This is a genomic window from Kitasatospora nipponensis, from assembly GCF_039528135.1.
In the GTDB taxonomy this organism is placed as follows: domain Bacteria; phylum Actinomycetota; class Actinomycetes; order Streptomycetales; family Streptomycetaceae; genus Kitasatospora; species Kitasatospora nipponensis.
Genome location: NZ_BAAALF010000025.1, coordinates 1 through 25,363, shown reverse-complemented (window position 1 = coordinate 25,363; position 25,363 = coordinate 1). Strand labels below are relative to the sequence as shown.

Genomic DNA, 25,363 nt, shown 5'->3' with positions numbered 1-25,363 from the left:
GTGATCGCGCCGCCACCTCCTCAGTGTTGAGGGAGGTGACGGCGCGATCACAGGGCGCGCACCGAGGCGCTGTGTGCGCCTACTGCGCCGCCACCGGCTGGGGCGCATCGGCGGGCTCGGGGTCGCCCGACTCCGCGCTGTAGTCCGCCGGGGCGGTCTCGTCCACGCCTTCGGGACTGCCGCCCGCCCGCAGGACCAGCGTGAGCGCCGCCGACACGGCCAGGTTGAGCAGGAACGCGGTGAGCCCGATGTAGCCGATCTCGCCGATCCCGGGGATCACCGCCGAGCTGCCGCCGAAGTGCCGGGTGGCGGGGGAGGCGATCCCGTACGCCTTCCAGGTCCCGTACACCATGCCGACCGCCCAGCCGGCGAGCAGCGCCCAGCGGTGGAACCAGCGGGTGAACAGGCCGGCCACGATCGACACGAAGGTCTGCAGGATCCAGATCCCGCCGAGCAGTTGCAGGTTGATCGCCAGCTGCTTGTCCATGCCCAGCACGAAGACCAGCGCACCCACCTTGACCAGCAGCGACACCAGCTTGGCCACCTTGGTCTCCTGCTCGGGGGTGGCGGCGGGGCGGATGAACTCCTTGTACACGTTGCGGGTGAAGAGGTTGGCCGCGGCGATCGACATGATCGCGGCCGGGACCAGCGCGCCGATCCCGATCGCGGCGAAGGCCACCCCGGTGAACCAGTCCGGGAACAGGCTCGCGAAGAGCTGCGGGACGGCCAGCTGCGGGTTGTAGCCCTTGACGCCCTTGCCCACCCCGGCCGCGATGGCCAGGAAGCCTAGCAGTGCCAGCAGCCCGAGCATCAGCGAGTAGGCGGGCAGGATGGCCATGTTGCGGCGCACGGTGGTGCGGGACTTGGCGGCCAGCACACCGGTCACCGTGTGCGGGTACATGAACAGCGCCATCGCCGAGCCCAGCGCCAGCGTGGCGTACGCCCACTGCGCCTTGGGGCCGCTGGTCAGCGCGCCCACCGGCTGGTGGGTGGTGGGGTTGACCGCGCTGAACTTCTTCGCCGCGGTGTCGAAGATGTGCCCGTAGCCGCCCAGCCGCATCGGCAGGTAGATCACCGCGACGATGATCACGATGTAGACCAGCGCGTCCTTGACGAAGGCGATCAGCGCCGGCGCCCGCAGGCCGGAGGAGTACGTGTAGGCGGCCAGCACGGCGAAGGCGATGAAGAGCGGCAGGTCCTTGACGAACCAGTTGGCGCCCGCCCCGCCGCCCACCCCCAGGGTGTCCAGCACCGCCTGGATGCCGACCAGTTGGAGCGCGATGTACGGCATGGTGGCCAGGATCCCGGTCAGCGCGACGGCCAGCGACAGCGCCCGCGAGCCGTAGCGGCCGCGCACGAAGTCGGCCGGCGTGACGTACCCGTGCACCCGGGCCACCGACCAGAGCCGGGGCAGGAAGAGGAAGACCAGCGGGTAGGCGATGATCGTGTACGGCACCGCGAAGAAGCCCGCCGCGCCCGCGCCGTAGACCGCCGCCGGCACCGCGATGAAGGTGTACGCGGTGTAGAGGTCGCCGCCGAGCAGGAACCAGGTCACCCAGGTGCCGAAGCTGCGGCCGCCCAGGCCCCACTCGTCCAGGTGCAGCCCGTTGTCGGCCCGGCGCCAGCGCGAGGCGACGAAGCCCAGCACGGTGACCAGCAGGAAGAAGAGCACGAACACCACCAGGGCGACCGTGTTCACGCCGTGCGTCATCGCGCCCCACCGCCCCGGGCGGCCCGGCGCCGGCGGGCGTCACGGTTCATCAGCAGGTAGGCGCTGGTGGTGAAGAGTGCCGACAGCGGGATCCAGAGGATCTGGTACCAGTAGAAGAACGGCAGCCCCAGCAGCCGCGGCGTCAGCCGGGAGTAGGACGAGACCCAGAGCAGGGCGACGATCGGCACCAGCAGGCTGACCGCGGTGAGCACCCGCTCCCAGGTGACCGGCGGCAGGGTGCCCGGTGGCGCCCCGGGCGCGTCGGGGACGAGCGAATCGATGGACATCAGGCGGCTCCGGCGGTGGCAGGGCGATCCCCGGCGGCGCCGCAACGCGCCGTCCCGCCAAGGGGTCGGCCCGCCCGCCGAGCAGCGCCCGTGGTGATCGGCTCGGACTGGCCCGCGGTGCGGCACGGGCGACGCGGAGACAGGCAACGCAGGGACAGGCAGCTCGGACACGCACCGCAGGACACGGAATGTAGGTCACTGGGCAGGTCCCTGTCATCAGGCTTTCCGTCATGTCTCGCTCAATGGACGGAAAATCACCCCCGATCGAAGGAGAGCTGACGGACCGTCGTTGACAAATGGTCAAGAGATGTTGACCATTGTGCCCATGGCCGACGAACAGCCCGAGGACCTCCTCCACCTGAACACCGACGAGCAGCTGCGCGCCGTCAGCAACCTGGTCCGCCACCGGATCCTGGGCATCCTGCGGGACGGCCCGGCCACCATCACCCAGCTGGCGCAGCGGCTGGACCTGGCCAAGGGCAGCTCCAGCTACCACGTGCGGCTGCTGGAGCGGGCCGGCCTGGTCGAGGTGGTCAGCACCCGCAAGGTGCGCGGCGTCACCGAGCGGTACTACGCCCGCACCTCGCGCGGCATCTCGCTGCCCGACCCCGCGCCCGGCGAGCCCGACATCCTGATGCGCCACGCGATCGCCGACCTGGAGGCCGCGCCGGCCGGACCGCGCACCGTCCGCCTCGCGCACACCCGGATCAGCGCGTCGGTGTACGAGGAGTTCACCGCGCGCCTGGAGGCGCTCTGCACCGAACTCTCCGCCGCCAGCGACCCGAACGAGCCCAGCGCGACGCTGGCCGTCGCCCTCTACCGCCCCGAGGACACCAAGTGACGACCACCGCGCCCGCCCCCACCCCCACCCCGGCGGCGACCCTGCCCGCCGCCTTCCACCGCCTCTGGGCCGCGAGCACCGTCTCCTCGCTCGGTGACGGCGTCTACTTCGCCGCCCTCCCGCTGCTCGCCGCGACCCTGACCCGCGACCCGCTGACCCTGGCCCTGGTGACCTCCGCCGCCCTGCTGCCCTGGCTGCTCTTCGGCCTGCACGGCGGCGCGCTGGTCGACCGCTGGAACCACCGCCGCACCATGTGGCTCACCGACCTGGCCCGCGCCGTGCTGCTCGCGATACCCGCGGTGGCCGCCGCCGTCGGCCTGCTGAGCATCCCGCTGCTGATCGCGGTGGCCTTCCTGCTCGGGATCGGCCAGATCCTCTTCGACACCGCCGGCTCGGCCTACCTGCCGCAGCTGCTGGACCGCGACCTGACCCTGCTCCAGCGCGCCAACGCCCGCACGATGGGAGCCCGTACGGTCGCCGCCGACTTCGCCGGACCGCCGCTGGGCAGCGCCCTGTTCGTGCTCGCCCGCGCCCTGCCGTTCGGCCTGGACGCGCTCTCCTTCCTGGCCAGCTCGCTGCTGGTGCGCACGCTGCCCGGCGAGCCGGGCGCCACCCGCGGGGCGGCTCGCCAAGAAGCCCGCGAGGAGCAGGGCGAGACGGTCGGCCCGGCGCCCGCGAAGCCCTCGCTCTGGGCCGAGGCCAAGGTCGGCGCCGGCTACCTGCTGCGTGACAAGGTGCTGCTGGGCCTGGCGCTGCGGCCCGCCATCGGCAACCTGGCCTTCGTGGGGGCCGACGCGGTGCTGGTCCTCTTCGCCCACCAGCTCCTGCACCTGGGCGACCTCGGCTACGGCGTGCTGCTCGCCTCCCAGGCCGCCGGCGGCCTGCTCGGCGCGGCGCTGGCCGGCCGGCTGGGCGGCCTGCTGGGGACGGGCGGCGCGCTGACCGCCACCGCGCTGCTGGAGGCGGCCGCGCTGGTCGGGCTCGGCTGCTCCGGCAACCCGATCACGGCCGGTCTCGCGCTGGCCCTGCTCGGCGCGGCGATGGCGGCCACCATGGTGCTGGCCCCCTCGGTCTCGCAGGCCCTGATCCCGGCCGAGCTGGCCGGCCGCATCGGGGCGACCCGGCGCCTGATGGCGGTGGGCGCGGCCCCGATCGGCGCCGTGCTCGGCGGCTGGCTGGCCACCGGCGCGGGCCTGCGCGCGCCCTTCCTGGCGGGTGCGGTGCTGCTGGCCTCCACGGCGGTGCTCTCGCTCACCCTGGCCAGCAACCGCCGGATCGCCGAGGCACTGGCGGCAGCGGCCGGGGCCGACTCCTCGTCAGCGGCCTCCTGAGCCCGGTCCTCACGCCGGTCCTCATGCCGGTGCGCCGCCGGCCCGCTCCGAGCCCGCCGGCCGCTGTGAGTCCGCAGCCCGTTCCGAGCCCGGCTGGACGGTGGGGATCCGCTGGGCCAGGAAGAGCGCGACGAGCGCCGCGAAGGCGAGCACGGCGAGCGCGGCCCGCAGCCCGTCGATCCGCGCGTCGGCGTTGGCGTCCACGGCGGCCTGCGCGGTCTGCGGGTCCACCCCGGCCTCGTCGAGCGCGGCCGTGAGCTGCGGGTCCGACAGGAAGGGCACGCCGCCCGCCAGCTGGACGCTCGCCTGGCTCTTCACCTCGGCCGGGACGGCCGGGTTCTGGTCGACGGCGGTCAGGAACGACGAGGACAGCGCCGCGATCATCACGGACCCGGCGAGCGCGGTGCCGATCGAGGCGCCCAGGTTGGTCATGGTGTTCTGCACGCCGCCGACCTCGGCGCTCTGCTCGTCCAGCACCGCGGAGACGGTGACCGCGCCGAGCTGCGAGGCGAGCATGCCGACCCCGAGCCCGATCAGCAGCAGCGGGACGGTGACCACGGCCGCGTCGGAACTCACGTCGAGGGCGGCCAGCAGGACCAGGGCGCCGGCGAGCATGGCGAGGATCCCCAGCCGCACCACGAGCCGCGGCGAGACCTTCGGGAACAGCCGCGGGATGCCGATCGCGGCGGCCAGCAGGGTGATGGAGAGCGGCAGGATGCGCAGGCCCGTCCCGAGCGCCGACAGGCCGAGCACGACGGACAGGTAGAGCGGGACGACGAAGAAGACGCCCATCTGGACCAGGTACTGGAAGAAGAACATCGTCAGTCCGCCGGTGAGTTGGCGGTTGCGCAGCAGGTCGGGGGCGACCAGCGGCTCGCTGCCCCGCCGCACCAGGTGGGCCTCCCAGCGGAAGAAGAGCCAGACCAGGAACAGGCCGGCCAGCATCAGCCACACGACCGGCGAGAGCCCGAACCAGGCGACGCCGCCGGGCTTGGCCCGGAACCAGCCCCACTCGTCCGAGCGCAGGACGCCGTAGACGAAGACCCCCAGGCCCAGCGCGCTGAGCACGACGCCGACGACGTCCAGGCGCGGCCGCCGGTCGGGCGGCGCGTCGGCGATCGTGCGCGCGAGGGCGAGGATGCCGAGCACGAGCACCACCTCGCCGGCGAAGACCCAGCGCCAGGAGAAGTACGTCGTCGCGACGCCGCCGATCAGCGGCCCGACCGCGATGGCCGCCGCGCCCGCGGCCGCCACCAGTCCGTAGGCGGCCGGGCGCCGCTCGACGACGAAGTTGCCGGCGACCAGGGCCACGATCGCGGGCAGGATCAGGGCCGCGCCGAGGCCTTCGAGGAACGCCCAGCCGAGCAGCAGGACGGGCAGGTTCGGGGCGAGCGCGGTGGTCAGCGAGCCGCAGCCGTAGATCGCGCAGCCGATCATGAAGGCCCGCCGGCGGCCGACGATCGCGCCGATCTTGCCGCCGGGGATCATGAACATCGCCATCACCAACGTGTAGGCGGTGATGGCGCCCTGGATGCCGGTCACCGTGGTGCCGACGTCCTCGGCCACCGTCGCGATCGACACGTTCATCACCGAACTGTCGAGCGTCATCAGGAACTGTCCGGTCGCCAACGTCAGCAGGACGGACCTGGCGGCCGTGGCCTGCTGGGAGCTCTTCGCGCCGCTCGTCATCCGGGCAGCGTTCCACGGGCCCGGCGGCCGGCCCCCCGACGCGCCAGGGAGCGGGCCGAACCCGACCCGCCGATCAACCGATCGGCGGCGGCCGCGGCCGACGGGCCCTCAGCGGCGCCCCGGGTCACCGGCGCCGGGCGGGTCGGCAGTGGGGCCGGGTGGACCGGCGGGGCCGGGCGGACCGGCGGCTGCGGCGCGGGGCAGGCGGGTGGCGGTGACCAGGCCGACCAGGGCGGCCAGCGCGAGGGTGGCCATGGCGGCGGCGTAGGCGTGCTGGGAGAGGTTGGCGACCAGGATGGTGCCGGCGATGGCGGTGCCGAAGGAGGAGCCCAGGTTGGAGACGCTCCGGGACAGGCCGGAGATCTCGCCCTGCCGGTCCTCGGGGAAGGCGGACTGGACCAGGTTCACGGACGGGGTGAGCATGACGCCCAGCCCCAGGCCGATCAGCAGCAGGCCGGGGGCGAACGCCCAGGGACCGGGCGTGCCCGCCACCAGCGCGAGCAGCACGGCGATGCCGGCGACGGCGAGCGCGAACCCGGCGATGATCAGGGTCCGCTGCGACAGGAGCTTGGCGAGCCGTTCGGCGGCGAGCGAGCTGACGAGCAGCCCGAGGGTGGCGGCGGTGAAGATGACGCCGGTCTGCACGGCGTCGTAGCCGCGCACCACCTGGAGGTAGGTGGCGACGGTGAACGAGGTGCCCATGAGCAGCAGCCACTGCGCGTTCTGGGTGACCAGGCCCAGGTTGGAGGTGCGGTTGCGGAAGAGGCTGGTGGACAGCAGCGGCTCCTTGCCGGCGCGTTCCTCGGCGCGGATCCAGTGCACGAACCAGGCCAGCACGAGGACGCCGGCGGCGATCAGGCCGGCCATCAGCCACAGGTCGTTGTCGGCGGCGAGGATGCCCATGACGATCAGGACCAGCCCGCCCGCGGACAGGACGGCGCCGCGCACGTCGAAGGGGCGGGTGGGATCCGGCGGCAGCGGGTCGTCGATCTTCCGGCTCAGCGCGATGATCAGCGCGATCACCAGGGCCTGGAAGACGAACGCGGCGCGCCAGCTGATCGCGGAGGTGATCAGCCCGCCGATCAGCGGCCCGGCGGCCGCGCCGACGCCGCCGGCGGCCATGATCACCCCGAACGCGCGGGCCCGGGAGGTCAGGTCGGTGAAGAGCAGCGTGGTGAGGATGTAGACCGGGGGGATGAGCAGGGCCGTGCCGACGCCTTCGAGGATGGAGTTGCCGAGGATCAGGACGCCCAGCCCGGGGGAGGCGGCGCTGAGGATCGCGCCGATGCCGTAGACGGTCAGGCCCGCGAGGAAGCAGCGCTTGCGGCCGAACCGGTCGGTGGCCTTGCCGCCGGGGATCATGAGCGCGGCCATGACCAGCAGGAAGAGGGTGATCGCGACCTGCACGCCCTGGACGGTGGTGTCCAGGTCCTGGCTGATGTCGTTGATCATCACGTTCATGTTCGAGCCGGCGAAGCTGCAGATGAACTGCGCCAGCGCGAGCGGTGCCAGCATCCGGGAGCCGGCACCCGACCGGGCGGGGCCGGCCGGTCCCCGGGCGGCGGCGTCCTGGGTCACGGGGTGTCCTCGTTCATGCCCGCTCCTGCCGGTGAGCCGTGATCAGCCGTTCCCCCAAGCTGACCGCCATCTCGGCCTCCCCGCATCCCGGGACCGCCGCCCGTCCGCACGTTCGCACGGGCCGGCGTCGCAGCACCGCGTCGCTCACGCCGGGGCCTACCCTGGCCGCATGATCAACGGCGGGCACGTCATCATCCACAGCCGCGATGCCGAGGCGGACCGGGCCTTCTTCCGGGATGTGCTGGAGTATCCGCACGTCGACGTGGGAGGCGGCTGGTTGATCTTCAAGCTGCCGCCGACCGAGCTCGCCGTGCATCCCACGCAAGGACCGGAGTCGCAGGAGCTCTACCTGATGTGCGACGACGTCGACGCCACCGTGCGGACGCTGACCGCGAAGGGGGTGGAGTTCACCCGGCCGGTCACCGACGCGCGCTGGGGGCGGCTGACCGGGTTCCGGCTGCCGGGCGGCGGCGAGGTGGGCCTGTACGAGCCCCGCCACGAGCGGGCCACCGATCTGTGAGGCGCCCGGCCGGCGGCCCGCTGTTGCTGCCGCTCCTGCTCCCGTGGCCGCTCCCGCTCCTGCTCCCGCTCCTGCCGCCGCGGCGCGGTGGTCACCCGCGGGCCCCGGGACCGCCCGGTCCGTCCAGCCGCCGCCAGGCCGGGAAGATCAGCGGGCAGAGCGTGATCAGGAGGTAGGCCCCACCGAGCAGGACGAGGGCCGTGGTCAGCCCGGCGCGGTCCACCAGGTAGCCGCAGGCGATGCCGCCGAGCGGCGTGGCCATCAGGACGCCCGCGGCCAGGACGCCGGTCACCCGGCTGCGCAGGGCGTCGGGCACGAGCTCGTACAGGACGGTCGAGACGATCGGGTTGCAGATCCCGGCGGCGAGGCCGGCCACCGCCAGGGCGGCGCCCAGGGGCAGCAGGCCGGGCGCGAACGCCGCGACGAGCAGGCGCGGGCAGCCGCTGACGATCAGGCAGCAGGTGTAGAGCGGCCGCCGGGGGAGCCGGTCGGCCAGCGTGGCGTGCAGCAGCGCGCCGGTGAGCGCGCCGGCGGCGAACAGGCCCGCCAGCAGACCCAGGTCGACCGATCCGCCGAGGTCGCGCTGGGCGTGCACGGGCAGCAGGACGGCGCTCCAGGCCTGGTCCAGGCCGTTGGTGACCATCAGCACCAACGTGACGGCGAGCAGCAGCCGTTGACGGAGCAGGAAGAGCAGGCCCTCGCGCAGTTCGTCGCGGTAGGTCGCCAGGCCGCCGGGGCGCGCCTCCCGGCGGCGGACGGCGGCGGGCACGCGCCGCACGCCGAAGGCGATCAGCAGCGCGGAGACCCCGAAGGTCGCGGCGTCCAGCAGCAGGACGGACCCCGCCCCGAAGAGCGCGATCAGCACGCCGGCGCCCGACGCGCCGAGCAGCCGGGCCCCCCGGGAGGCGCCGGTGTACAGGCTCATGGCTCGGGCCAGCGGAACGCCCGCGTGGGCGGCGAGATCGGGGGCGAGCACCTGACGGGCGGTCTCCCCGGGTGCCTGGCACAGCCCGTTGACCGCCATGACCAGGCACAGCTGCCAGAACCGCAGGACGCCCGCCCGGTGCAGGAGCGGGATCAGCCCGATCGCCGTCCCGCAGGCCAGGTCCGAGAGCACCGAGGCGCGCAGGCGGCCGATCCGGTCGATCACCGGGCCGCCGCCGAGTGCCGACAGGGCCAGCGGCAGCATGCCGCAGAAGGCCACCAGCCCGGCCCTGGAGGCGCTGCCGGTGGTCTGCAGGACGAACCACGGCACACCGATGCCGGCGAAGGCGTTGCCGGTGATCGAGATCAGGTTCGCGGCCAGCAGGGCGCCCAGCGGCCGGCGGTCCGGGGCGTCCTGGGCCTCGGCGGCCCGGCCGGGGGCGGCGACGGTCATGGGCGTGCCTCCGGGGGTGTCGGGCCTCAGCTCGTCGGCCGCGGGAAGGCGTGCAGGTGGATGCGGACCGGGACGGCCTGCGCCTCGTCGTCGGCGGCCCGGTCGCGGTAGCTCTGCACGAGCTCGTGCGCCCGTCCGACCAGCTCCCGCGCGAGCTCGGGGGTCAGTCGGAGGGTGAAGTCGCTCAGGTCCCAGCTGCGACGCCACTCCTGGGACCACTCGCTGCTGTCGGCGAGCCAGCCGTCCAGCTCCCGCGCGTGGACGGCGGCCACCTCGTTCAGGAACACCCCCATGGCGCCGCGCACTTCGGGGTCCGGGCTCTCCAGGAAGTCCTCGAGCCGGTCGAACCGGTGGCCGCGGTGCTCGGCCCGCCACCACCGTTCACGGGTGGTGCCGCGCTCGGGAACCTCCGCGATGAAGCCGTGCGCGCCGAGTTGCCGCAGGTGGTAGCTGACCGACGCGGACGACTCGCCGAGCCGGGCCGCCAGCTTCGTCGCCGTGGCCGGGCCGTGCTCCCGCAGTGCGGCGAGCAGGCGCATCCGCAGCGGGTGCGCGAGGCCGCGCAGGGAGCGCGCGTCGAGGCTGTGCACGGCGGGTTGAGGTTCCGTCATGCCCGGCAGCGTAGCGAGTGCCACCATTTCTTTGCAAAGGAGTCTTTGCATGGCGACGAGGTCGCCTCGCCTCCCGCCACCGCGACGGTGCGTGCGGTCATCGCGCGCCGGATCCCGGTTACTGTGGTGCCCACGTCCTCGGCCGCCGTCGCGATCGACACGTTCACCACCGAACGGGTCGACGCCGTCTCTTCGCGGCGCTCATCATCCGGGCGGCGTTCCACAGGTCCGGCGGACGGTCCGTCGACGTGTCGGCAGGCCTGCCGAACCCGGCTTGTCGATCGGCTGATCAGCGGCGGCCCACGGCCGGCCCCACCTTCCCCGACACGCAGAGGAACTGCATGACGATCACCGGAATACGCGTGTCCGACCAGCGGACCGAGCTGCTGGCGGTGGACGGGGAGAAGATCGCCTGCACCGTCCTGGAGCGGCCCGACCTGCGCGACCGGCCCACCGCTACGACCGCCGTGGTGCTGCACGGCGCGGGCACCGCGGACCAGTCGGTGCACCGGCAACTGGCCGAGCTGCTGGCCGAACTGGGCTGCCGGGCGGTCACCCTGGACTTCTCCGGCCACGGCGCCAGCAGCGGCCGGGTCCCGGAGCTGAGCCTGGAACGCCGCTTCGAGCAGGCCCGGGCGGTGATCGAGGAAGTCGGGTCGGCCGACGGTGAACTCCTGCTGGTCGGCGCCAGTATGAGCGGCCAGACCGTCGCCGACCTGGCCCGCCACTACGGCGCGCGGGTGGCGGGCCTGGGGCTGCTCGCGCCGGCCGTCTACCCGCGCAACGCCTGGACGCTGCCGTTCGGTGCCGGATCCGGCTTCACCGAGGCGATCCGCGTCCCGCAGGCCTGGCAGGACTCGGCGGCCCTGGACGCCTACGCCGCCTTCGCCGGCCGCGCGGTGCTCGTGGTCCCGGGCGAGGACCACGTCATCCCGCCGGCCGTGACCAGCGCGATCGCCGCGGCCCTCGCCACCCGGGCCACCTTCACCCGACTGCTGTACCCGGACGCCACCCACCACCTCGGCCGCTACTTCCGCGCCGACCCGGACGCCTGCGCCCGCTTCGCGTACGCCCTGACGGGAGCGGCGACGCCGGCCTGAGTGGGCGGGCGGTCTCCCCAGGGGGGTGCCCCCCGCGACTCGAGACAGCCCGCCTTCTCGCAGATGCCCTGAACGCCCGCGTCTTCGGCGACGACGAGTGACGGCGAACCGACGCTGCCGGGGTCGGTGCCGACCCGGGTTCGGCACCGTCGGGCGCCCGCAGCCGAGGGCTTGCACCTCACGCGGCGTCAGGTTGCACAGTGGTGGCATGACCTCCTCCACCAGTTGGAAGGTGGGCCCGCTCGCGGAGGCGAGTGGGCTGACCGTCCGTACGCTGCACCACTGGGACACCATCGGCCTGCTCACGCCCTCGGGGCGGACCGCCGGCGGGCACCGCTCCTACAGCGAGCAGGACGTCGCCCGGCTCTACCAGATCCTCGCCCTGCGCAACCTGGGCCTGGGGCTGGAGACGATCGCGACCTGCCTGGACAGCGGGGTCGACCCGGCACGGCTGGTCCAGGACCAGCTGGCCGGTGTGGAGGCCGCCATCGCCGGGCTCGACCGGCTGCGCGAGCGGCTGCACCGGCTCAACGCGGAGCTGAGCTGCGGTCGGGTGCCGTCCACCGGTGACCTGTTCGCCGCGCTCGCGGCCCTGGGCGCCGTCGATCCGCAGCGCGAGACCGTGCTGAGCCGGCACCTGGACGGCGACCAGCTGCAGGTTCTGCAGCAGCGCGCGGCCGCACTGGGCCCGGCCGTGCACTACCTGCTCGAAGTCGAGTGGCCGGAGCTCTACCGCCGGGCCGAGCGCCTGCGGGTGGCCGGCACGCCGCCCACCGATCCGCAGGTGCGCAAGCTGGTGGCCCGGATGGACGAACTGGGCGTCCTCTTCAGCGGTGGCGACAGCGGCATCTCGGCAGGCGTGCGGGCCGCCTGGCACGAGGACCCCGCCGCCCTGGCGGGCGACCCCGAGGTGCCGGCCGACGCCTGGCGCGACCTCGGCACCTACCTGGACCACGCGCGCGGCCACACCGCCTGATGGCCGGTCCGTTCCGCCACCCGCACCTCACTGCACCTCACCTCACCTGCGACCTCGGGAGCAGCACCATGAGTACCGCCGCCCACCTGGGCACCACCCTCTTCGCCGCGCTCCCGCTCCTGCTGGCGGTCGGCCTGTACGCGCTGTTGGCCGCCGCTGGAGCCGCGCCCTGGGAGGCCGTCCCCGGGATGCTGGTCGCCATCCTCGTTCTGGGGGTGATCACCGCCACCAGCCTGGCCGGCGCCGGCCGATCGGTTCGCCGGGTGCGCCGGGCTGGGCGTTAGCCCAGGCCCAGGCGCAGCGAGCCGGGCCGGGCGGACAGCACCAGCGGGACGGCCAGCACGGCCCCGGCGACCAGGCCCATCCCGTGGTTGTTGTGGATCACGCAGAGGAAGACCCCGGCCGCCGGGACCAGCGCGGCGAGCACCATCGAACGCCGCCGGGCCGCCGCCGGGAGAGCGGGCGAGCCGCCGCGCAGCAGGACGGTGACGGCGACCGCGGCGACCAGTCCGCAGATGGCGACGGAGCAGCCGCCGCCGTGCCGGCTCCACGACTCGACGCTGACCACGTTCGCCGCCACACCGGAGCCCAGGAACACCAGGAGCCAGCGCGCCGGACCGAGCGCCCACTCCGCGACCGCCCCGGCGCCCAGCAGCGCGGCGAGGTTCACCGTGATCTGCATCGCCCCCGAGCTCTGGTCGAAGAGCGCGGTGATCAGTCGCCACCACTGGCCGTCGGACAGCGTCCCGGGGGTGCGCTGGATGGCGTCCGCGTAGCCGGGGACGGCGTACTGGAGGAGCGCCGACAGGGCGACGGCGACGAGCAGCACGGGGGTCACCCGGGGGCGACGGGCCCAGGCGGCAGCGGTGACCCGCAGCAGGTTCCGGTCCCGGGCGCCCCCGCCGTCCGGCAGCGGGGCCACGGCGGACAGGACCGACAGGCCCGCGCCGATGACGATGGCCGCACTGGCGTAGAGCTCGGTCAGATGGGTGTTCATGGTGCTGCTGTCCCCCGGTGCACGGTCTGGTCCCTCTGTCGGGTACCAATCTGGCGCATCAGGGGTGGCATGCCCCAGGGGCGGGGGTCATGGGCTGCTGCTGACAGTTGTCACAGTGACACCGGCGGAGTCAGGCGGTCCTGAGGGAGCTGGACTTGATGCCGGTGACGAAGGCGGCGAAGGAGGTGGTGGGGAAGGTGAGGGTGGGGCCGGCGGGGTCCTTGGAGTCACGGACGGGGACGAGGCCGGGGAACTGACCGTCGGCGATCTCGATGCAGGCACCCGAATTGTCGCTGTAACTCGACTTGCGCCAGGTCGCTTTGGTCATGAGTACAAGTCCTGTCTGGCTTTGCGGATCAGGTCCATGGAGGCGGCCTGCGGGAGGGCTGCGATCTGGAGCAGAGCATACCGACGCCCCCAGCGACCCGACTTCGTCTGGTCACGTACCAGCGTTCCCTGATGCACCGACTCGGAGTAGCCGATCAGTGAGTGGTCAGGAAGAACCAGCAGGTGGAGCGACTGCCACAGCTGCAGGTTCTCTCCCATCGACATGGGTGCCACCTGCAGTGCCACGTTGGGAAGTTCTGCGACCGCCAACAAGTGATCCAGTTGCCCGCGCATCACCTCCCGACCGCCCACCGGCCGCAGCAGCGAACTCTCGTCCAGTACGAAGAACGCGAAGGTCGGGGTCTCGGAGGTGAGGATCTGTTGACGCTCAAGTCGGACGGCGATCGCCTCTTCGGTGGTGTCCGGGGCGTCGTCCAGCTTGTTGGCGCCGCTGCCGAGCAGAGCGCGGACGTATGCGGGGGTCTGCAGAAGCCCCGGGAGACACATCGCCTCGAAGTTCCTCAACTCGATCGCCTTGGCCTCCTCCTCCACGTACTCCAGGAAGCCCTCGCGAAAAGCCTGCGCCAGCCGCTTCTTCACGAACGGCATCAGGTACGCCAATGCCCCGTCCGTCCGCAGGATCTCGTCGCACCGTTGCGCGAAGTCGTCCTTGGGCGCCCGCGTCCCGCTCTCGACGCGGCTGATCAGGCTGTCGTCGCACGGGATCTGGGCCGCCAGCTGGGGCTGCGACAGGCCCCTCAACTCCCGGTACATCCGCAGCATTCCGCCGAACAGGCTGCCGGGGGAGTCGCTCGGGTCCAACTCGTTCTTCCGTCCGGCCACCGTGGCTCCCGATCCTGCGAAGTGGTCCAGCGGATCCGTCAACGGTTCGCCGGATCCGTCAGGATCTCGACCCTGGTGCGTCGGTGCCCAGCTGCCGATCCTGGAATCACAAGGTAACCGCCCGGTTGCTCTGTGTACTCCAGAACGGGAAATCCGCCATGCCCTCTCCGCTCGCCCACCACCTTGACCAGGCGCGTCGGGAGGCCGCCGACGCGCTGGACGACCTCACCGCCGTGCTCGCCCTCGCCGGTGTCCCGCTGCCCAGCGTCGGGGTCGACTGGACCCACGGGCGGGCGACCGGGCGGTTCCTGATCGACCTCGGCGCGGCCGGACCCGACGTCGTCGTCAAGCTCACCGGCGTGCTCCGCAAGGGGGTTGGCTGCGATGACCAGCACCAGCGTTGACCTCGCCCGCGAGCGCGACGGCCGCGACGACCGGGCCCAGCGCGACGCCGCCGAGCGGGTGGTCGACGAGCTGGTGGCCGCCCTCGAACTGGCCGGCCTTCCGCCGCTGCCCGCCCTGGCGGCGGCCCGGCTCACCAACACCCCACTCGGCGTCCACGTCGAGCTGGGCGGCTGCGGCGTCCGGGTGGTCCAAGCGCTGGCCGGCCACCTCACCGCCCATGCGCGCTGCACCGGCCGGATCATCACGGGCACGGTCCTGCCCCCTGGGCTGGCCGAGTTGTCCCCTGTGCGCCCGGCCCGGCCGGAGGTGACCCGGTGAGCGCCGGTGCTGCGAACAGCGGCGGCAGCCGGATGACCCTGCGCGTCTACCGCGTCACCGCCACCGGCCGCCGGGTCACCCTCTCCCGCCGGCGGACGGTGCGCGGCGAGCCGGGCTTCTTCCGCTCACTCCTCACCGACCAGTGGCCGGACTGCGCCTGCCCCCGCCATGCCCCGCCCGCGCTCGCCCGTCTCGCCGGGGGCGAGCGGGCGCTCGCCTACCGCTTGCCGTTGCGCAACGGATACCGTGGTCGACAGGAGCAGGAGGAGTCCTCATGAGCATCCCCGCATTCCAGCACCAGCGGTCGCGGGTCCCACGGACCGCCGACGGCATCGCCGCCGCTCTGAGCGGGGCTCGCCGGATGGCGTTCTATCGCGAGCTCGGGCAGGCTCCGATCGGTCAGGCGGAGCAGGTTCTGACCCGCTGGTGGTGCGAGGCCGAGCTGGACGCCGACCCGGAGCAGGACCGCATCATCGCGGCCGCTCGCGCCGGCACCCTGCCCACGGTCTCCATGGCCGACGTGCTCCGGCTGCGCCGCGAGCGCGGCGGCGCGATGCCCGGTGAGTGAGGACGAAGCCGAGCTGCGGCCCGTGGAACCGTCTTCTCCTTCTGCGTTCACCTCAGCCGCCCGGTGAGCCAGCGGAAGACGTTCGGCAGGGCGTCGCGCCACAGCGGGGTGAGGCGCGGGCCGGTGAGTTCGGAGACGGTGACGCTGGTCGGGGCCTTCGCCGCCTGGGCCAGGGCCTGGGCGTCGGCGAGCGTGTCGTTCTTGGCGCTGGCCGCGTAGATGTCGACGCGCGGGGGCTGGGCGGCCGCGCGCAGCATGGTCAGCGGGTTGTCCTTCACCCGCAGCGCCGGGTCCTGGGCTTCGGGTGAACTCGGCTCGGCGGCCGGGTCGTTGAAGCCGCTGAGGCTCACCGCCGCGCCGTAGCGGTCGGGGTGGGCGATGGCCAGCCGGGTCGCGCAGTGGCCGCCGGCCGAGTAGCCCGCCAGCGCCCACTGCCGGGGGTCGCGTTCGGCGCGGAAGGTGTCGAGGACGAGCTGCGGGACGTCGCCCGTGAGCCAGCTCTCGGCCTTCGGGTGGCCGGGCAGGTCCGCGCAGCCGCTGCTCGGAGTGCCGCCGTCCGCGGCGCCGCCGAGGCCGAAGGTGCGCGGTGCGACCAGGATGAACGGCAGCGCCGAGCCGTTCGCGATCATCGGCTTGAGCTGCTCCGAGGCGTTCAGGAGGCTGAACCAGGCGCTGCTGGAACCGGGGTAGCCGGAGAGCACCTCCAGCACCGGGAAGGCGCGGCCCTGATACGCCGGGTCGTCGTACTGCGGTGGCAGCCAGACCAGCACCTCGCCGTCGACCCCCGAGAGCCGTCCCTTGAGCTGCGTCTGCTTGACGTCCCGGGGAACGGCGGCGTCGGCGGCGGCGCTGAACACGGCGGGCGCGGCGGCCGGGCTCGGGGCCGCGCTCACCACCGCAGCGGTGGCCGGGGCGGCCGGGCCGGGCAGGGGAGTCGTCTGGCGGCCCGGGAGCAGCGCGACGGTGAGCGCGGGGACGACGGCCGCCGTCACGACGATCGCGGTGCGGATCGTGGTGCGGCGCCGCCGCAGTCCGCGGCCGTCGCGGACGATCGCCGCGTACGGGGCGGGGGAGACGGCGAGGTCGGTCGTGCTGTGCGCGAGGGCGTGGCGTAGCCCTGGTTCGTCGGCGAGGCCGTGGTTGTCGTCAGGCCGGGTCATGTGAGCACCTCCGAGCGGTAGTCGGTCGTGGCTGGCGTGCTGAGATCGGTGAGGCCGGGGTGCGTGCGCAGCTTGGCCAGTCCCCTGGCGCCCTGGCTCTTGACGGTGCCGACGGAGCAGCCGAGCGCGGCCGCGACCTGCGCCTCGGAGAGGTCCTCCCAGTAGCGCAGCACCACCACGGCCCGCTGCCGCGCGGGCAGCGTGGCGAGCGCGGCGAAGAGCACGTGGCGCTGCTCGGCCTGCGCGCCGGCGTCCGCGGGGTGCGGTCCGCTCGGCTCCGGCAGCTCGTCGGTCGGGTACTCGGTCGGACGCCGCTTGCGGAAGCGGTCGATGTTGGTGTTCACCAGGATCCGGCGCACGTACGCGTCCGGGTTGCCGGTGGCGCGCACGCGTCGCCAGGACGCGTACACCTTGGTCAGCGCGCTCTGCGCGAGATCCTCCGCGTCGTGCTGGTTCCCGGTCAGCAGGTACGCCGTCCGGACCAGCCCGCTCCACCTGCCCTGTACGAAGCCGTTGAACTCCGCCTCGTCGTCGTAGCTGCCCATCAGCATCACCCCCTCGCCTGTCCAGACCACGAACCCCGTCGATCAGGTTGCCTGGGGGAGCACGATTGCTCCTCCGCCGGCCGGCTGACGGCACGCCGGGCGGGGGAGCATGCGAAAGCGCGCGCCCGGGCCCCGTGAAACGGGTGCCCGGGCGCGCGCCTTTCCCCTACTACGGGGTCTGGCTCACTTCGGCGTCTCGCTCGGCCGCTGCAGGCGGGTGATGAACTTGTAGCGGTCGCCGCGGTAGATCGAGCGGACCCACTCCACCGGTGCGCCCTCGGCGTCGAAGGAGTGCCGGGCGAGCTGGAGCATCGGCAGGCCGAGGTCGGAGCCGAGCAGGCCGGCCTCGCGCGGGTTGGCGAGGGTGGTCTCGATGGTCTCCTCGGCCTCGGCGACGACCACGCCGTAGACCTCGCGCAGCGCGGTGTAGAGCGAGTTGTGCTTGACCAGGTTGCGCCGCAGGGCCGGGAAGCGCTTGGCGGACAGGTGCGCCACCTCGATGGCCATCGGGTCCCCGTTGGCCAGCCGCAGCCGCTCGATGCGCAGCACCCGGCCGCCGGGCTTGATGTCCAGCAGCGGGGCGAGCCGGTCGTCGGCGGTGATGTAGCCGACCTCGATCAGCCGCGAGGTGGGCTCCAGGCCCTGGGCGCGCATGTCCTCGGTGTAGGAGGTGAGCTGCAGCGCCTGGGCGACCTTCGGCTTGGCGACGAAGGTGCCCTTGCCCTGGATCCGCTCCAGGCGTCCCTCGACCACCAGCTCCTGCAGGGCCTGGCGGACGGTGGTGCGCGAGGTGTCGAACTGGGCGGCCAGCGCGCGCTCGGGCGGCACCGGGGTGCCGGCCGGCTGGGTCTCGGTGAGCTGGAGCAGGTGCCGCTTCAGTCCGTAGTACTTGGGGACGCGCGCGGTCGCGGGGTCGGTCCCGGCGCCGGCCGGGGCCGGCTGGTCGCCCGCCTGCTCCTGCCCCGCCTGGGGGGTGTTCGCCCGAAGCTGGGCCGTGGTGCCCCCGTTGCTGCTCATGGGCCGATTCTCCGCTCCTCGCGAGGCCCCAGGGGCCCCGCTACCTCGTTAACGGCACACATCGTTGCACGTATGCCAGGGCGACGGGGAGCTCATCACACGATGAACAGTGAGCGGTGTCGGCTTGATAACGGCTCGTCCGGATTGGTCTTCGGCCCGTTGACACGTCCATTGGTCTAGGCCAAGCTCCTCGCATCTGGTCTACACCACTGCAGACCAACTCTGAATCCCCAGCCCATCTCACGGGTTCGCGGCACCGCTTCCTTCCGGTTTGCGGGGGTATGTCGCAGGCCACCGATGGGGGGCACCCGGGCATCCCTCAGGAGGATGGCGTGAAGCGTCAGCTCATCGCGGCGGTCGGCGTCGCGGCTATGGTCGTCGGCGTCGCGGCGTGTGGTTCGTCCGCCAAGAAGGACGACACCGCGAGCAGCGGCAGCAGCAGCCCCAGCACGGCGGCCAACTACAACGGCAAGACCCTGACCGCCTGGTTCATGGACGGCTCGGCGCCGCAGGCCTGGCAGGACGGCGTGAAGGCCGACTTCGAGGCCAAGTACCCGGGCGCCAAGCTCAACATCCAGGTCCAGAAGTGGGACGGGATCGGCCAGAAGATCACCACCGCCCTCTCCGAGGGTTCGGTCGACATCCTCGAGGTCGGCAACACCCAGACCGCGGGTTACGCGGCCACCGGCGGCCTCGCCGACCTGACCGCGGCCAAGGCCGACCTCGGCGGCGCCGACTGGGCCGCGAACCTGAACGCCTCCTCGGTGCTGGACGGCAAGCAGTACGCCGCCCCGTGGTACTTCGCCAACCGCGTCGTCATCTACAACAAGGGCCTGTGGACGAAGGCGGGCATCACCGCCACGCCGAAGACCCTGGACGAGTACTACGGCGACCTGGACAAGCTCAAGGCCGCCGGCGTCCCGAACCCGATCTACCTGCCCGGCCAGGAGTGGTACACCTACTTCGGCCTGATCGCCGGCAGTGGCGGCCAGCTCGCCAAGCAGAGCGGCACCACCTGGAGCGGCAACCTGGAGTCCCCGGAGGCCAAGGACGCCTTCGCGACCTTCCAGAAGCTGCAGAGCTACTCGACCGCGCCCAAGGACAAGGACGAGGCCACCCCGCAGCAGTCCACCCTGTTCCCCAAGGGTGACGTCGGCTCCATGATCGGCCTCGGCTGGGAGGCCCCGGCCCCCAAGGACATGCCGGCCGACCAGGTGGGCTTCTTCCCGCTGCCCGGCAAGACCGCGGACAAGCCCTCGGGCGTCTTCCTCGGTGGCTCGAACCTCGCCGTCGCCCAGGCGAGCAAGAACCAGGACCTGGCCAAGGGCTTCCTGAAGATCGCGCTCTCGGACAAGTACGAGGGCATGATGGCCGCCGCCGGCCTGGTTCCCAACCGCACCTCGCTGAACTCGCTGGCCACCACCGACTACGCGAAGGCGGCCATCCCGGCCTCCGCCAACGGTGCCACCACGCCGAACATCCCGTCCTGGTCGAACGTCGAGAACACCCCGAACCCGATCAAGGACTTCCTGGCCGCGGTCCTTCAGGGCGCGGACTACGACGCCACCGCCAAGAAGTACGACGCCGAGATCACCAAGCGCCTCGGTCAGAACCAGTAGTTCCCAGCGGCGCCGCCCGACCGCCTTCCCCACGGAGGCGGCGGGCGGCGCCGCCACCCTGTTTGGTGGCCTGGCGCCGCCGCTGCGGCGGCCCGCCCGGCGGTCCCGCGGCCGCGCTTTTTGGTAGCCGCGGGCGCGGCGCCCAGTTGGCCCCATTCCGGCCAGGTGTGAGGAAGAGAGAACGATGGCTGTGCATTCGGAGCGGGTGCAGACACGGTCCCCCGAAGCGGGGACGACCACGGTGGACGGCATCACGGATTCCAGTCGCAGCGGCGGGCCGGCGATCAGACCGTCCGCCGGCCCCAGCCTGCTGAGCCGCAGCACCCCCTACCTGCTGCTGCTGCCGGCCATCGTCGCCACCGTGGCGCTGCTCTGCTGGCCGCTGGTCGAGACGGTCCTGCTGTCCTTCCAGAACCTCAACAAGCGGCAGCTGATCCAGCACCTGACCGTCTGGAACGGGTTCGACAACTACCGCGACCAGCTGACCAGCTCGGAGTTCTGGCACACCGCCGGCCGCTCGGTGGCCTTCACCCTGGTCAACGTCGTCCTGATCATGGTCGGCGGCACCCTGGTGGGCCTGCTGCTCAACCGCCTCGGCAAGAAGATGCGGCTCTTCCTGTCCATCGGCCTGATCCTGGCCTGGGCGATGCCGATCGTGGCCAGCACCACCGTCTTCACCTGGCTCTTCGACTCGCGCTACGGCGTCGTCAACTGGTTCCTGGACCAGGCGGGCTGGCACAGCATGGCCACCTACAACTGGTACGGCACCCAGCTCAGCACGTTCTTCGTGATCGTCCTGCTGATCGTCTGGGGCTCGATCCCGTTCGTGGCGTTCAACATGTACGCGGGCCTGACCACCATCCCCACCGAGCTCTACGAGGCGGCCCGGATGGACGGCGCCGGCGCGTACAAGATCTTCAGCTCGGTGATCTTCCCCAGCCTGAAGCCGTTCTTCCTGAGCACGACCTTCCTCGAGGTCATCTGGGTGTTCAAGTGCTTCACCCAGGTCTTCGTCATCAACGGCGGCGGTCCCGAGCGGCTCAGCGAGACGCTCCCGGTCTACGCCTTCGTCGAGGGCATGGGCAACCAGCACTTCGGCGTCGGCTCCTCGATCGCGGTGCTGACCATCCTGATGCTCGCGGTGCTGATGGCGTACTACTTCCGGATCATTCTGAAGCAGGAGGACGAGCTGTGAGGCGCTCAATCCTTGGACGCAGCTGGCCGAACGCCGTCGCCGTCGTCCTGTTCGTGCTGTTCGCCTTCCCGGTCTACTGGATGGCCGTCACGGCCTTCAAGCGGACCCCGGACATCATCAGCAGGACGCCGGTCTTCCTGCCGCTCAACGGCACGCTGGAGCACTTCGGCACCGCGACCGGGGCCGCCCAGTTCTGGGACATGGTGGGCAACAGCTTCACCGTGACCGTGCTCGCGGTGCTGGCCTCGCTGGCGATCGCCACGCTGGCCTCCTTCGCCATCGCCCGGATGCGCTTCCGCGGCCGCAAGGCGTTCATCCTGGTGATCATGCTGGCCCAGATGGCGCCCTGGGAGGTCATGTCGATCTCGGTCTACCTGATCGTGCGCGACAACGAGATGCTCAACAGCCTCGTGCCGCTGACCCTCTTCTACATGATGATGGTGCTGCCCTTCACGATCTGGACGCTGCGCGGCTTCATCGCCGCGGTGCCCAAGGAGCTGGAGGAGTCGGCGATGGTGGACGGCTGCACCCGGGTGCAGGCCTTCGTCAAGGTGGTCTTCCCGCTGCTGGCCCCCGGCCTGATGTCCACCTCGCTCTTCGGCTTCATCACCGCCTGGAACGAGCTGCCGCTGGCCCTGGTGCTCAACAAGGCCACCGGCCCGGGCACCGCGCAGACCCTGCCGCTGTGGCTCACCTCGTTCCAGAGCACCTTCGGCGACGACTGGGGGGCCACCATGGCCGCCTCCACCCTCTTCGCCGTCCCGGTGCTGATCATCTTCCTGTTCCTCCAGCGCAAGGCTGTCGGCGGGATGACCGCCGGCGCAGTGAAGGGCTGATCGGTCATCGTGAGCATCCTCATCCCGAGCATCCCCGACAGCGACCAGCTGCACCGCGACGCGCTGACGGTCCTGCAGCCCGGCTTCGAGGGCACCGAGGTGCCCGACTGGGTCCGCCGCCACCTGGGCGCCGGCCTGGGGTCGGTGGCGCTCTTCGGACGCAACGTCACCAGCCCGGCCCAGCTGGCCGCGCTGACCGCCGACCTGCGCCGGCAGAACCCCGACGTGCTGATCGCGATCGACGAGGAGGGCGGCGACGTCACCCGCCTGGAGGCCGGCTCCGGCTCCTCCTGGCCGGGCAACCTCGCGCTCGGCGCGATCGACGACCCGGCGCTGACCCGCGACGTGGCCCGCGAACTGGGCCGCGCGCTGGCCGCCTGCGGCATCAACTACAACTGGGCGCCCTCCGCGGACGTCAACTCCAACCCCGGCAACCCGGTGATCGGGGTGCGCTCCTTCGGCGCCGACCCCGAGCTGTGCGCCCGGCACACCGCGGCCTGGGTGGAGGGCCTGCAGTCGGTGGGCGTGGCCGCCTGCGCCAAGCACTTCCCCGGCCACGGCGACACGGTGGTCGACTCGCACCACGGCCTGCCGGTGGTGGACGTGGACGTGGACCTGCTGCGCGAGCGCGACCTGGTGCCCTTCCGGGCCGCCTTCACGGCCGGTGCCAAGGCCGTGATGAGCGCGCACATCATGATCCCCGCGCTGGACCCGGTCTACCCGGCCACCCTCAGCAAGGCCGTGCTGACCGGCCTGCTGCGGGCCCGGACGGCGGACGGGGGCCTGGGCTACGACGGGCTGATCGTCACCGACGCGGTCGAGATGGGCGCCATCGCGGACACCTTCGGCATCGCCGAGGGCACCGTGCTGGCGCTGGCCGCCGGCGCCGACGCGATCTGCGTGGGCGGCGGCCTGGCCGACGAGGAGACCGTGCTGCGGCTGCGCGACGCCATCGTGGAGGCGGTGCGGTCCGGCCGGATCCCCGCCGAGCGGCTGGCCGAGGCCGCCGCCCGGGTGCGCGCGCTGGGCAGTTGGGCCCGCATCTCCGCGCAGGGCCCGCTCACCGAGCCGGACCTCTCGATCGGCCTGCGCGCCGCCCGCCGGGCGCTGCGCGTCACCGCCGACCCCGGGCAGTCCTTCACCCCGGTCACCGACCGCCCCTACGTCGCCTCGTTCTCCCCGGAGGCGAACATCGCCGTCGGCGACGAGACGCCCTGGGGCGTGGCCGGGATGCTGGCCGAGCGGCTCCCGGGCACCCGCACGCTGAGCGTGGGCCCCGCCGAGGCCGCCGCGGGCGAGCCGGCCGCGCTGGTGCGGCGGGTACTGGAGGAGTCGGCCGACCGCCGGCTGGTGCTGGTGGTGCGCGACGTCCACCGGCACGCCTGGATGTCGGCGCTGCTGGGTCCGCTGCTGGCGGCCCGCCCGGACGCCCTGGTGGTCGAGATGGGGGTGCCGCAGGCGACGCCGGCCGGCGCCCTGCACATCGCCACCCACGGCGCCGCCCGAGTCTGCGGCCTGGCCGCAGTGGAGGTGCTCACCGGGCAGCCGTCCGCCCGGTCCTGACCGCCGCTCAACACCGCTGGCCCCGTGGGGGGGTGTTTCTCCCCCGGGGCCGCGGTGTCTGTGCTTCGATAGCGGCCCGGGGCGCGCTGCCCGGGGGAGTCGCGGGGCTGCTTGTCATGCCTTAAGCAAGCCTTAAGACAACCTCAAGTGACGGATCGGCGACGCACTGCTGACCACGCACAACAGGTCTGCAACGGCGGGCACTTAGATGCCCCCGGCGCGTTGACAGCCCGTTTGGTCTAGGCCAGGCTCCAGACACCTGGTCTGGACCAAATCCGGCCAATCGCCCTACCGCCCTGGCGCGTCCTGCCGTGGGGAACCCATCGTCACCCTTCCGGGAGGACCGCGTGAAGCGTCAGCTCAAGGCCGCGTTCGTCGTCACCGCGCTCACGGCGTCGCTCGCCGCCTGCGGGGGGTCGGGACCGGCCAAGTCGGCGAAGCCGAGCACCGATCCCAAGGCGGTCACCGGCACCCTCACCGTCTGGCTGATGAACGACGCGCAGACCAGCTGGCCGGAGCTGGTCCAGCAGGTCAACGACGAGTTCGCCGCGCAGTACCCGAACGTGACGCTCAAGCTGAGCTACCAGACCTGGGCCGACAAGGTGAACAACCTCGACACCGCGCTCGCCAAGGGCAGTGCCCCGGACGTGGTCGAGCTGGGCAACACCGAGACCCAGAAGTACATCCTCAACGGCTCGCTGGCCCCGCTGGACCGCGGCGGGTTCGAGAACTCCGGCAGCTGGATCCGCGGCCTGGAGGACACCTGCACCTTCAACGGCAAGCTGCTCTGCGTGCCGTACTACGCGGGCGCCCGGGTCGGCATCTACAACAGCACGCTGCTCCAGCAGGCCACCGGCAGCGCCGACTTCCCCAAGACCGAGGACGACCTGAAGGCCGCGCTGGACAAGGTGGCCGCCGCGCACAAGGGCGACAAGTCGTTCTCGCCGCTCTACCTGCCCGGCCCGTACTGGTACGCCGCGATGAGCTACGTGGCGGCCTACGGCGGCACCATCGCCCGCTTCGACACCTCCGGCAACTGGCACGGCACGCTGGAGGACCCGCGCTCCCAGCAGGGCATCAGCCACTTCGTCGAGCTGGTGAAGGCCTACAACCACGGCGACCTGACGGTCAACGAGCTGCACCAGTCCGACGTGCTCGGCAAGCAGAAGGCCGCGGTGATCTACGGCAACGGCTGGGAGTCCGCGAGCGCCTCCACCGCCCCCGGCGGCGACCCGGCGCTCAAGGACGTGCTCAAGGTGGCCGGCATGCCGGGGCCGGGCGGCAAGCCGCTGCCCAGCTTCATCGGCGGCTCCGACCTCGGGATCACCGCGAAGTCGCCCAACGCCGAGCTGGCCAAGTACTGGATCAAGCTCTTCACCAGCAACAAGTCCGAGCAGCTGCTGGCGGACAAGGACATCCTGCCGAACAACCTCGTCCAGCTCGACCCGCTGAAGTACAAGCCGCAGACCGCCGCGGCGGCCAACGCCGTGGTCGACTCCTGGTTCACCCCGCTGGCCCCGGGCTGGGGCGCGGTGGAGAAGCAGAACGTGCTGGTGAACATGTTGAACGCGGTCCTGGCCGGCAAGTCGGTGGACGAGGCGACCAAGGCCGCCGACGCGCAGATCGACCAACTGATCAACAACCCGTCCTGAAGGCGTCCTGAACCCGTCTGGGACCGGTCCCCGGCCGGTCCCGGACCCCTCCGCTCCCGCGGGGGCCCCTGCGATGTGCCCGGCGCGCGCGGCCCCCGTAGGATCGGCCCTGTACCACCGCGGAACGAGTGTGCGGACTCGCCGCCGTAAGAGGTCCCCGGCAGGCAGCCGCCCGCCGGGGTAGCACCATCTCAATCGGAGGCTCATCAGATGTCCGACCAGCAGGCCCACGTCCCCGGCAGGATCATGGCGGCGGAGATGGCCGAGCAGCCGGCCGTCCTGCAGCGCATCCTCGA

The 25,363-nt window shown here is 72.4% G+C and carries 27 protein-coding genes; 15 read left to right on the top strand and 12 right to left on the bottom strand.

Translation table 11 applies throughout. The features are described from left to right. Window positions 1-79: 79 nt before the first annotated feature. Window positions 80-1,711, bottom strand: coding sequence for a monocarboxylate uptake permease MctP (gene mctP / locus ABD323_RS10255; protein ID WP_344440977.1), 1,632 nt, complete (start codon window positions 1,709-1,711; stop codon window positions 80-82). Continuing rightward, window positions 1,708-1,998 carry a DUF3311 domain-containing protein gene (locus ABD323_RS10250; RefSeq protein WP_344440976.1) on the bottom strand — a complete coding sequence of 97 codons (291 nt, stop codon included), beginning with the start codon at window positions 1,996-1,998 and terminating at the stop codon, window positions 1,708-1,710. The genes mctP and ABD323_RS10250 overlap by 4 nt, the downstream gene beginning before the upstream one ends. Before the next feature lie 325 nt (window positions 1,999-2,323). Here ABD323_RS10250 and ABD323_RS10245 point away from each other — a divergent pair, with 325 nt between their 5' ends. After that, a complete protein-coding gene (locus tag ABD323_RS10245) occupies window positions 2,324-2,839 on the top strand; it encodes an ArsR/SmtB family transcription factor (RefSeq protein ID WP_425555936.1) in 516 nt (171 codons plus the stop codon). Next, the gene (locus ABD323_RS10240) at window positions 2,836-4,170 is read left to right on the top strand and encodes an MFS transporter (protein ID WP_344440975.1); all 1,335 of its coding nucleotides are present in this window, start codon (window positions 2,836-2,838) and stop codon (window positions 4,168-4,170) included. The genes ABD323_RS10245 and ABD323_RS10240 overlap by 4 nt, the downstream gene beginning before the upstream one ends. 21 nt (window positions 4,171-4,191) lie before the next feature. On the opposite strand, the gene ABD323_RS10235 is transcribed toward ABD323_RS10240, so the two are convergent. Then, a complete protein-coding gene (locus tag ABD323_RS10235) occupies window positions 4,192-5,859 on the bottom strand; it encodes an MFS transporter (protein ID WP_344440974.1) in 1,668 nt (555 codons plus the stop codon). Window positions 5,860-5,967: 108 nt separating this feature from the next. Then, a complete protein-coding gene (locus ABD323_RS10230; protein WP_344441007.1) occupies window positions 5,968-7,374 on the bottom strand; it encodes an MFS transporter in 1,407 nt (468 codons plus the stop codon). A gap of 232 nt (window positions 7,375-7,606) precedes the next feature. On the opposite strand from ABD323_RS10230, the gene ABD323_RS10225 reads away from it, so the two are divergent. Then, entirely contained in the window at window positions 7,607-7,957 is a 351-nt protein-coding gene (locus ABD323_RS10225; protein WP_344440973.1) for a VOC family protein, read from the top strand. A 91-nt stretch (window positions 7,958-8,048) separates the two neighbouring features. On the opposite strand, the gene ABD323_RS10220 is transcribed toward ABD323_RS10225, so the two are convergent. Both ABD323_RS10220 and ABD323_RS10215 read right to left on the bottom strand, forming a co-directional pair. Further along, window positions 8,049-9,335 (bottom strand): MFS transporter, encoded by a 1,287-nt coding sequence (locus tag ABD323_RS10220; RefSeq protein ID WP_344440972.1) that lies wholly within the window; start codon window positions 9,333-9,335, stop codon window positions 8,049-8,051. A gap of 26 nt (window positions 9,336-9,361) precedes the next feature. After that, the gene (locus tag ABD323_RS10215) at window positions 9,362-9,946 is read right to left on the bottom strand and encodes an ArsR/SmtB family transcription factor (RefSeq protein WP_344440970.1); all 585 of its coding nucleotides are present in this window, start codon (window positions 9,944-9,946) and stop codon (window positions 9,362-9,364) included. 341 nt (window positions 9,947-10,287) lie between these two features. On the opposite strand from ABD323_RS10215, the gene ABD323_RS10210 reads away from it, so the two are divergent. The 3 genes from ABD323_RS10210 (at window position 10,288) to ABD323_RS10200 (ending at window position 12,306) form a co-directional block, all read left to right on the top strand. Continuing rightward, on the top strand, window positions 10,288-11,046 hold the full coding sequence (locus ABD323_RS10210; RefSeq protein WP_344440969.1) for an alpha/beta hydrolase: 759 nt from the start codon (window positions 10,288-10,290) through the stop codon (window positions 11,044-11,046). 208 nt (window positions 11,047-11,254) lie between these two features. After that, window positions 11,255-12,022 (top strand): MerR family transcriptional regulator, encoded by a 768-nt coding sequence (locus tag ABD323_RS10205; protein WP_344440967.1) that lies wholly within the window; start codon window positions 11,255-11,257, stop codon window positions 12,020-12,022. Between the two features lie 68 nt (window positions 12,023-12,090). Further along, on the top strand, window positions 12,091-12,306 hold the full coding sequence (locus ABD323_RS10200) for a hypothetical protein (protein WP_344440966.1): 216 nt from the start codon (window positions 12,091-12,093) through the stop codon (window positions 12,304-12,306). Here the strand turns inward: ABD323_RS10200 and ABD323_RS10195 are convergent. The 3 genes from ABD323_RS10195 to ABD323_RS10185 form a co-directional block, all read right to left on the bottom strand. After that, window positions 12,303-13,019 (bottom strand): rhomboid family intramembrane serine protease, encoded by a 717-nt coding sequence (locus ABD323_RS10195; RefSeq protein ID WP_344440965.1) that lies wholly within the window; start codon window positions 13,017-13,019, stop codon window positions 12,303-12,305. The genes ABD323_RS10200 and ABD323_RS10195 overlap by 4 nt on opposite strands. 130 nt (window positions 13,020-13,149) lie before the next feature. Continuing rightward, complete coding sequence (locus tag ABD323_RS10190; RefSeq protein WP_344440964.1) at window positions 13,150-13,347, bottom strand: DUF397 domain-containing protein; 198 nt, start codon at window positions 13,345-13,347, stop codon at window positions 13,150-13,152. Beyond that, the gene (locus ABD323_RS10185) at window positions 13,344-14,189 is read right to left on the bottom strand and encodes a helix-turn-helix domain-containing protein (RefSeq protein ID WP_344440963.1); all 846 of its coding nucleotides are present in this window, start codon (window positions 14,187-14,189) and stop codon (window positions 13,344-13,346) included. The genes ABD323_RS10190 and ABD323_RS10185 overlap by 4 nt, the downstream gene beginning before the upstream one ends. 158 nt (window positions 14,190-14,347) lie before the next feature. Between ABD323_RS10185 and ABD323_RS10180 the strand changes: the two genes are divergently transcribed. Genes ABD323_RS10180 through ABD323_RS10165 form a run of 4 tightly spaced genes read left to right on the top strand, consistent with a single transcriptional unit; the run spans window position 14,348 to window position 15,480 of the window. Further along, a complete protein-coding gene (locus tag ABD323_RS10180) occupies window positions 14,348-14,593 on the top strand; it encodes a hypothetical protein (RefSeq protein WP_344440962.1) in 246 nt (81 codons plus the stop codon). Continuing rightward, complete coding sequence (locus ABD323_RS10175) at window positions 14,574-14,912, top strand: hypothetical protein (protein ID WP_344440960.1); 339 nt, start codon at window positions 14,574-14,576, stop codon at window positions 14,910-14,912. Before ABD323_RS10180 ends, ABD323_RS10175 begins: the two co-directional genes overlap by 20 nt. Continuing rightward, window positions 14,909-15,190 (top strand): hypothetical protein, encoded by a 282-nt coding sequence (locus ABD323_RS10170; RefSeq protein ID WP_344440959.1) that lies wholly within the window; start codon window positions 14,909-14,911, stop codon window positions 15,188-15,190. Before ABD323_RS10175 ends, ABD323_RS10170 begins: the two co-directional genes overlap by 4 nt. After that, window positions 15,187-15,480, top strand: a complete 294-nt coding sequence (locus ABD323_RS10165; RefSeq protein ID WP_344440958.1) for a hypothetical protein — start codon at window positions 15,187-15,189, stop codon at window positions 15,478-15,480. The genes ABD323_RS10170 and ABD323_RS10165 overlap by 4 nt, the downstream gene beginning before the upstream one ends. 47 nt (window positions 15,481-15,527) lie before the next feature. On the opposite strand, the gene ABD323_RS10160 is transcribed toward ABD323_RS10165, so the two are convergent. The 3 genes from ABD323_RS10160 to ABD323_RS10150 all read right to left on the bottom strand — a co-directional run bounded on the left by ABD323_RS10160 (window position 15,528) and on the right by ABD323_RS10150 (window position 18,202). Further along, window positions 15,528-16,640, bottom strand: a complete 1,113-nt coding sequence (locus ABD323_RS10160) for an alpha/beta hydrolase (RefSeq protein WP_344440957.1) — start codon at window positions 16,638-16,640, stop codon at window positions 15,528-15,530. Next, window positions 16,637-17,185, bottom strand: a complete 549-nt coding sequence (locus ABD323_RS10155; RefSeq protein WP_344440956.1) for a SigE family RNA polymerase sigma factor — start codon at window positions 17,183-17,185, stop codon at window positions 16,637-16,639. The genes ABD323_RS10160 and ABD323_RS10155 overlap by 4 nt, the downstream gene beginning before the upstream one ends. Before the next feature lie 183 nt (window positions 17,186-17,368). Then, complete coding sequence (locus ABD323_RS10150) at window positions 17,369-18,202, bottom strand: GntR family transcriptional regulator (protein ID WP_344440955.1); 834 nt, start codon at window positions 18,200-18,202, stop codon at window positions 17,369-17,371. 332 nt (window positions 18,203-18,534) lie between these two features. Between ABD323_RS10150 and ABD323_RS10145 the strand changes: the two genes are divergently transcribed. From ABD323_RS10145 to ABD323_RS10125, 5 genes are all read left to right on the top strand, one after another. Beyond that, window positions 18,535-19,821, top strand: a complete 1,287-nt coding sequence (locus tag ABD323_RS10145; RefSeq protein WP_344440953.1) for an extracellular solute-binding protein — start codon at window positions 18,535-18,537, stop codon at window positions 19,819-19,821. Between the two features lie 184 nt (window positions 19,822-20,005). Beyond that, the gene (locus ABD323_RS10140) at window positions 20,006-21,016 is read left to right on the top strand and encodes a carbohydrate ABC transporter permease (protein ID WP_344440952.1); all 1,011 of its coding nucleotides are present in this window, start codon (window positions 20,006-20,008) and stop codon (window positions 21,014-21,016) included. Then, window positions 21,013-21,852, top strand: coding sequence for a carbohydrate ABC transporter permease (locus tag ABD323_RS10135; protein WP_344440951.1), 840 nt, complete (start codon window positions 21,013-21,015; stop codon window positions 21,850-21,852). The genes ABD323_RS10140 and ABD323_RS10135 overlap by 4 nt, the downstream gene beginning before the upstream one ends. A gap of 9 nt (window positions 21,853-21,861) precedes the next feature. Beyond that, window positions 21,862-23,415, top strand: coding sequence for a glycoside hydrolase family 3 protein (locus ABD323_RS10130; protein ID WP_344440950.1), 1,554 nt, complete (start codon window positions 21,862-21,864; stop codon window positions 23,413-23,415). Window positions 23,416-23,762: 347 nt separating this feature from the next. Further along, window positions 23,763-25,067: an extracellular solute-binding protein gene (locus ABD323_RS10125; protein WP_344440949.1), complete on the top strand. Its 1,305-nt coding sequence runs from the start codon at window positions 23,763-23,765 to the stop codon at window positions 25,065-25,067. Window positions 25,068-25,363: the final 296 nt, after the last annotated feature.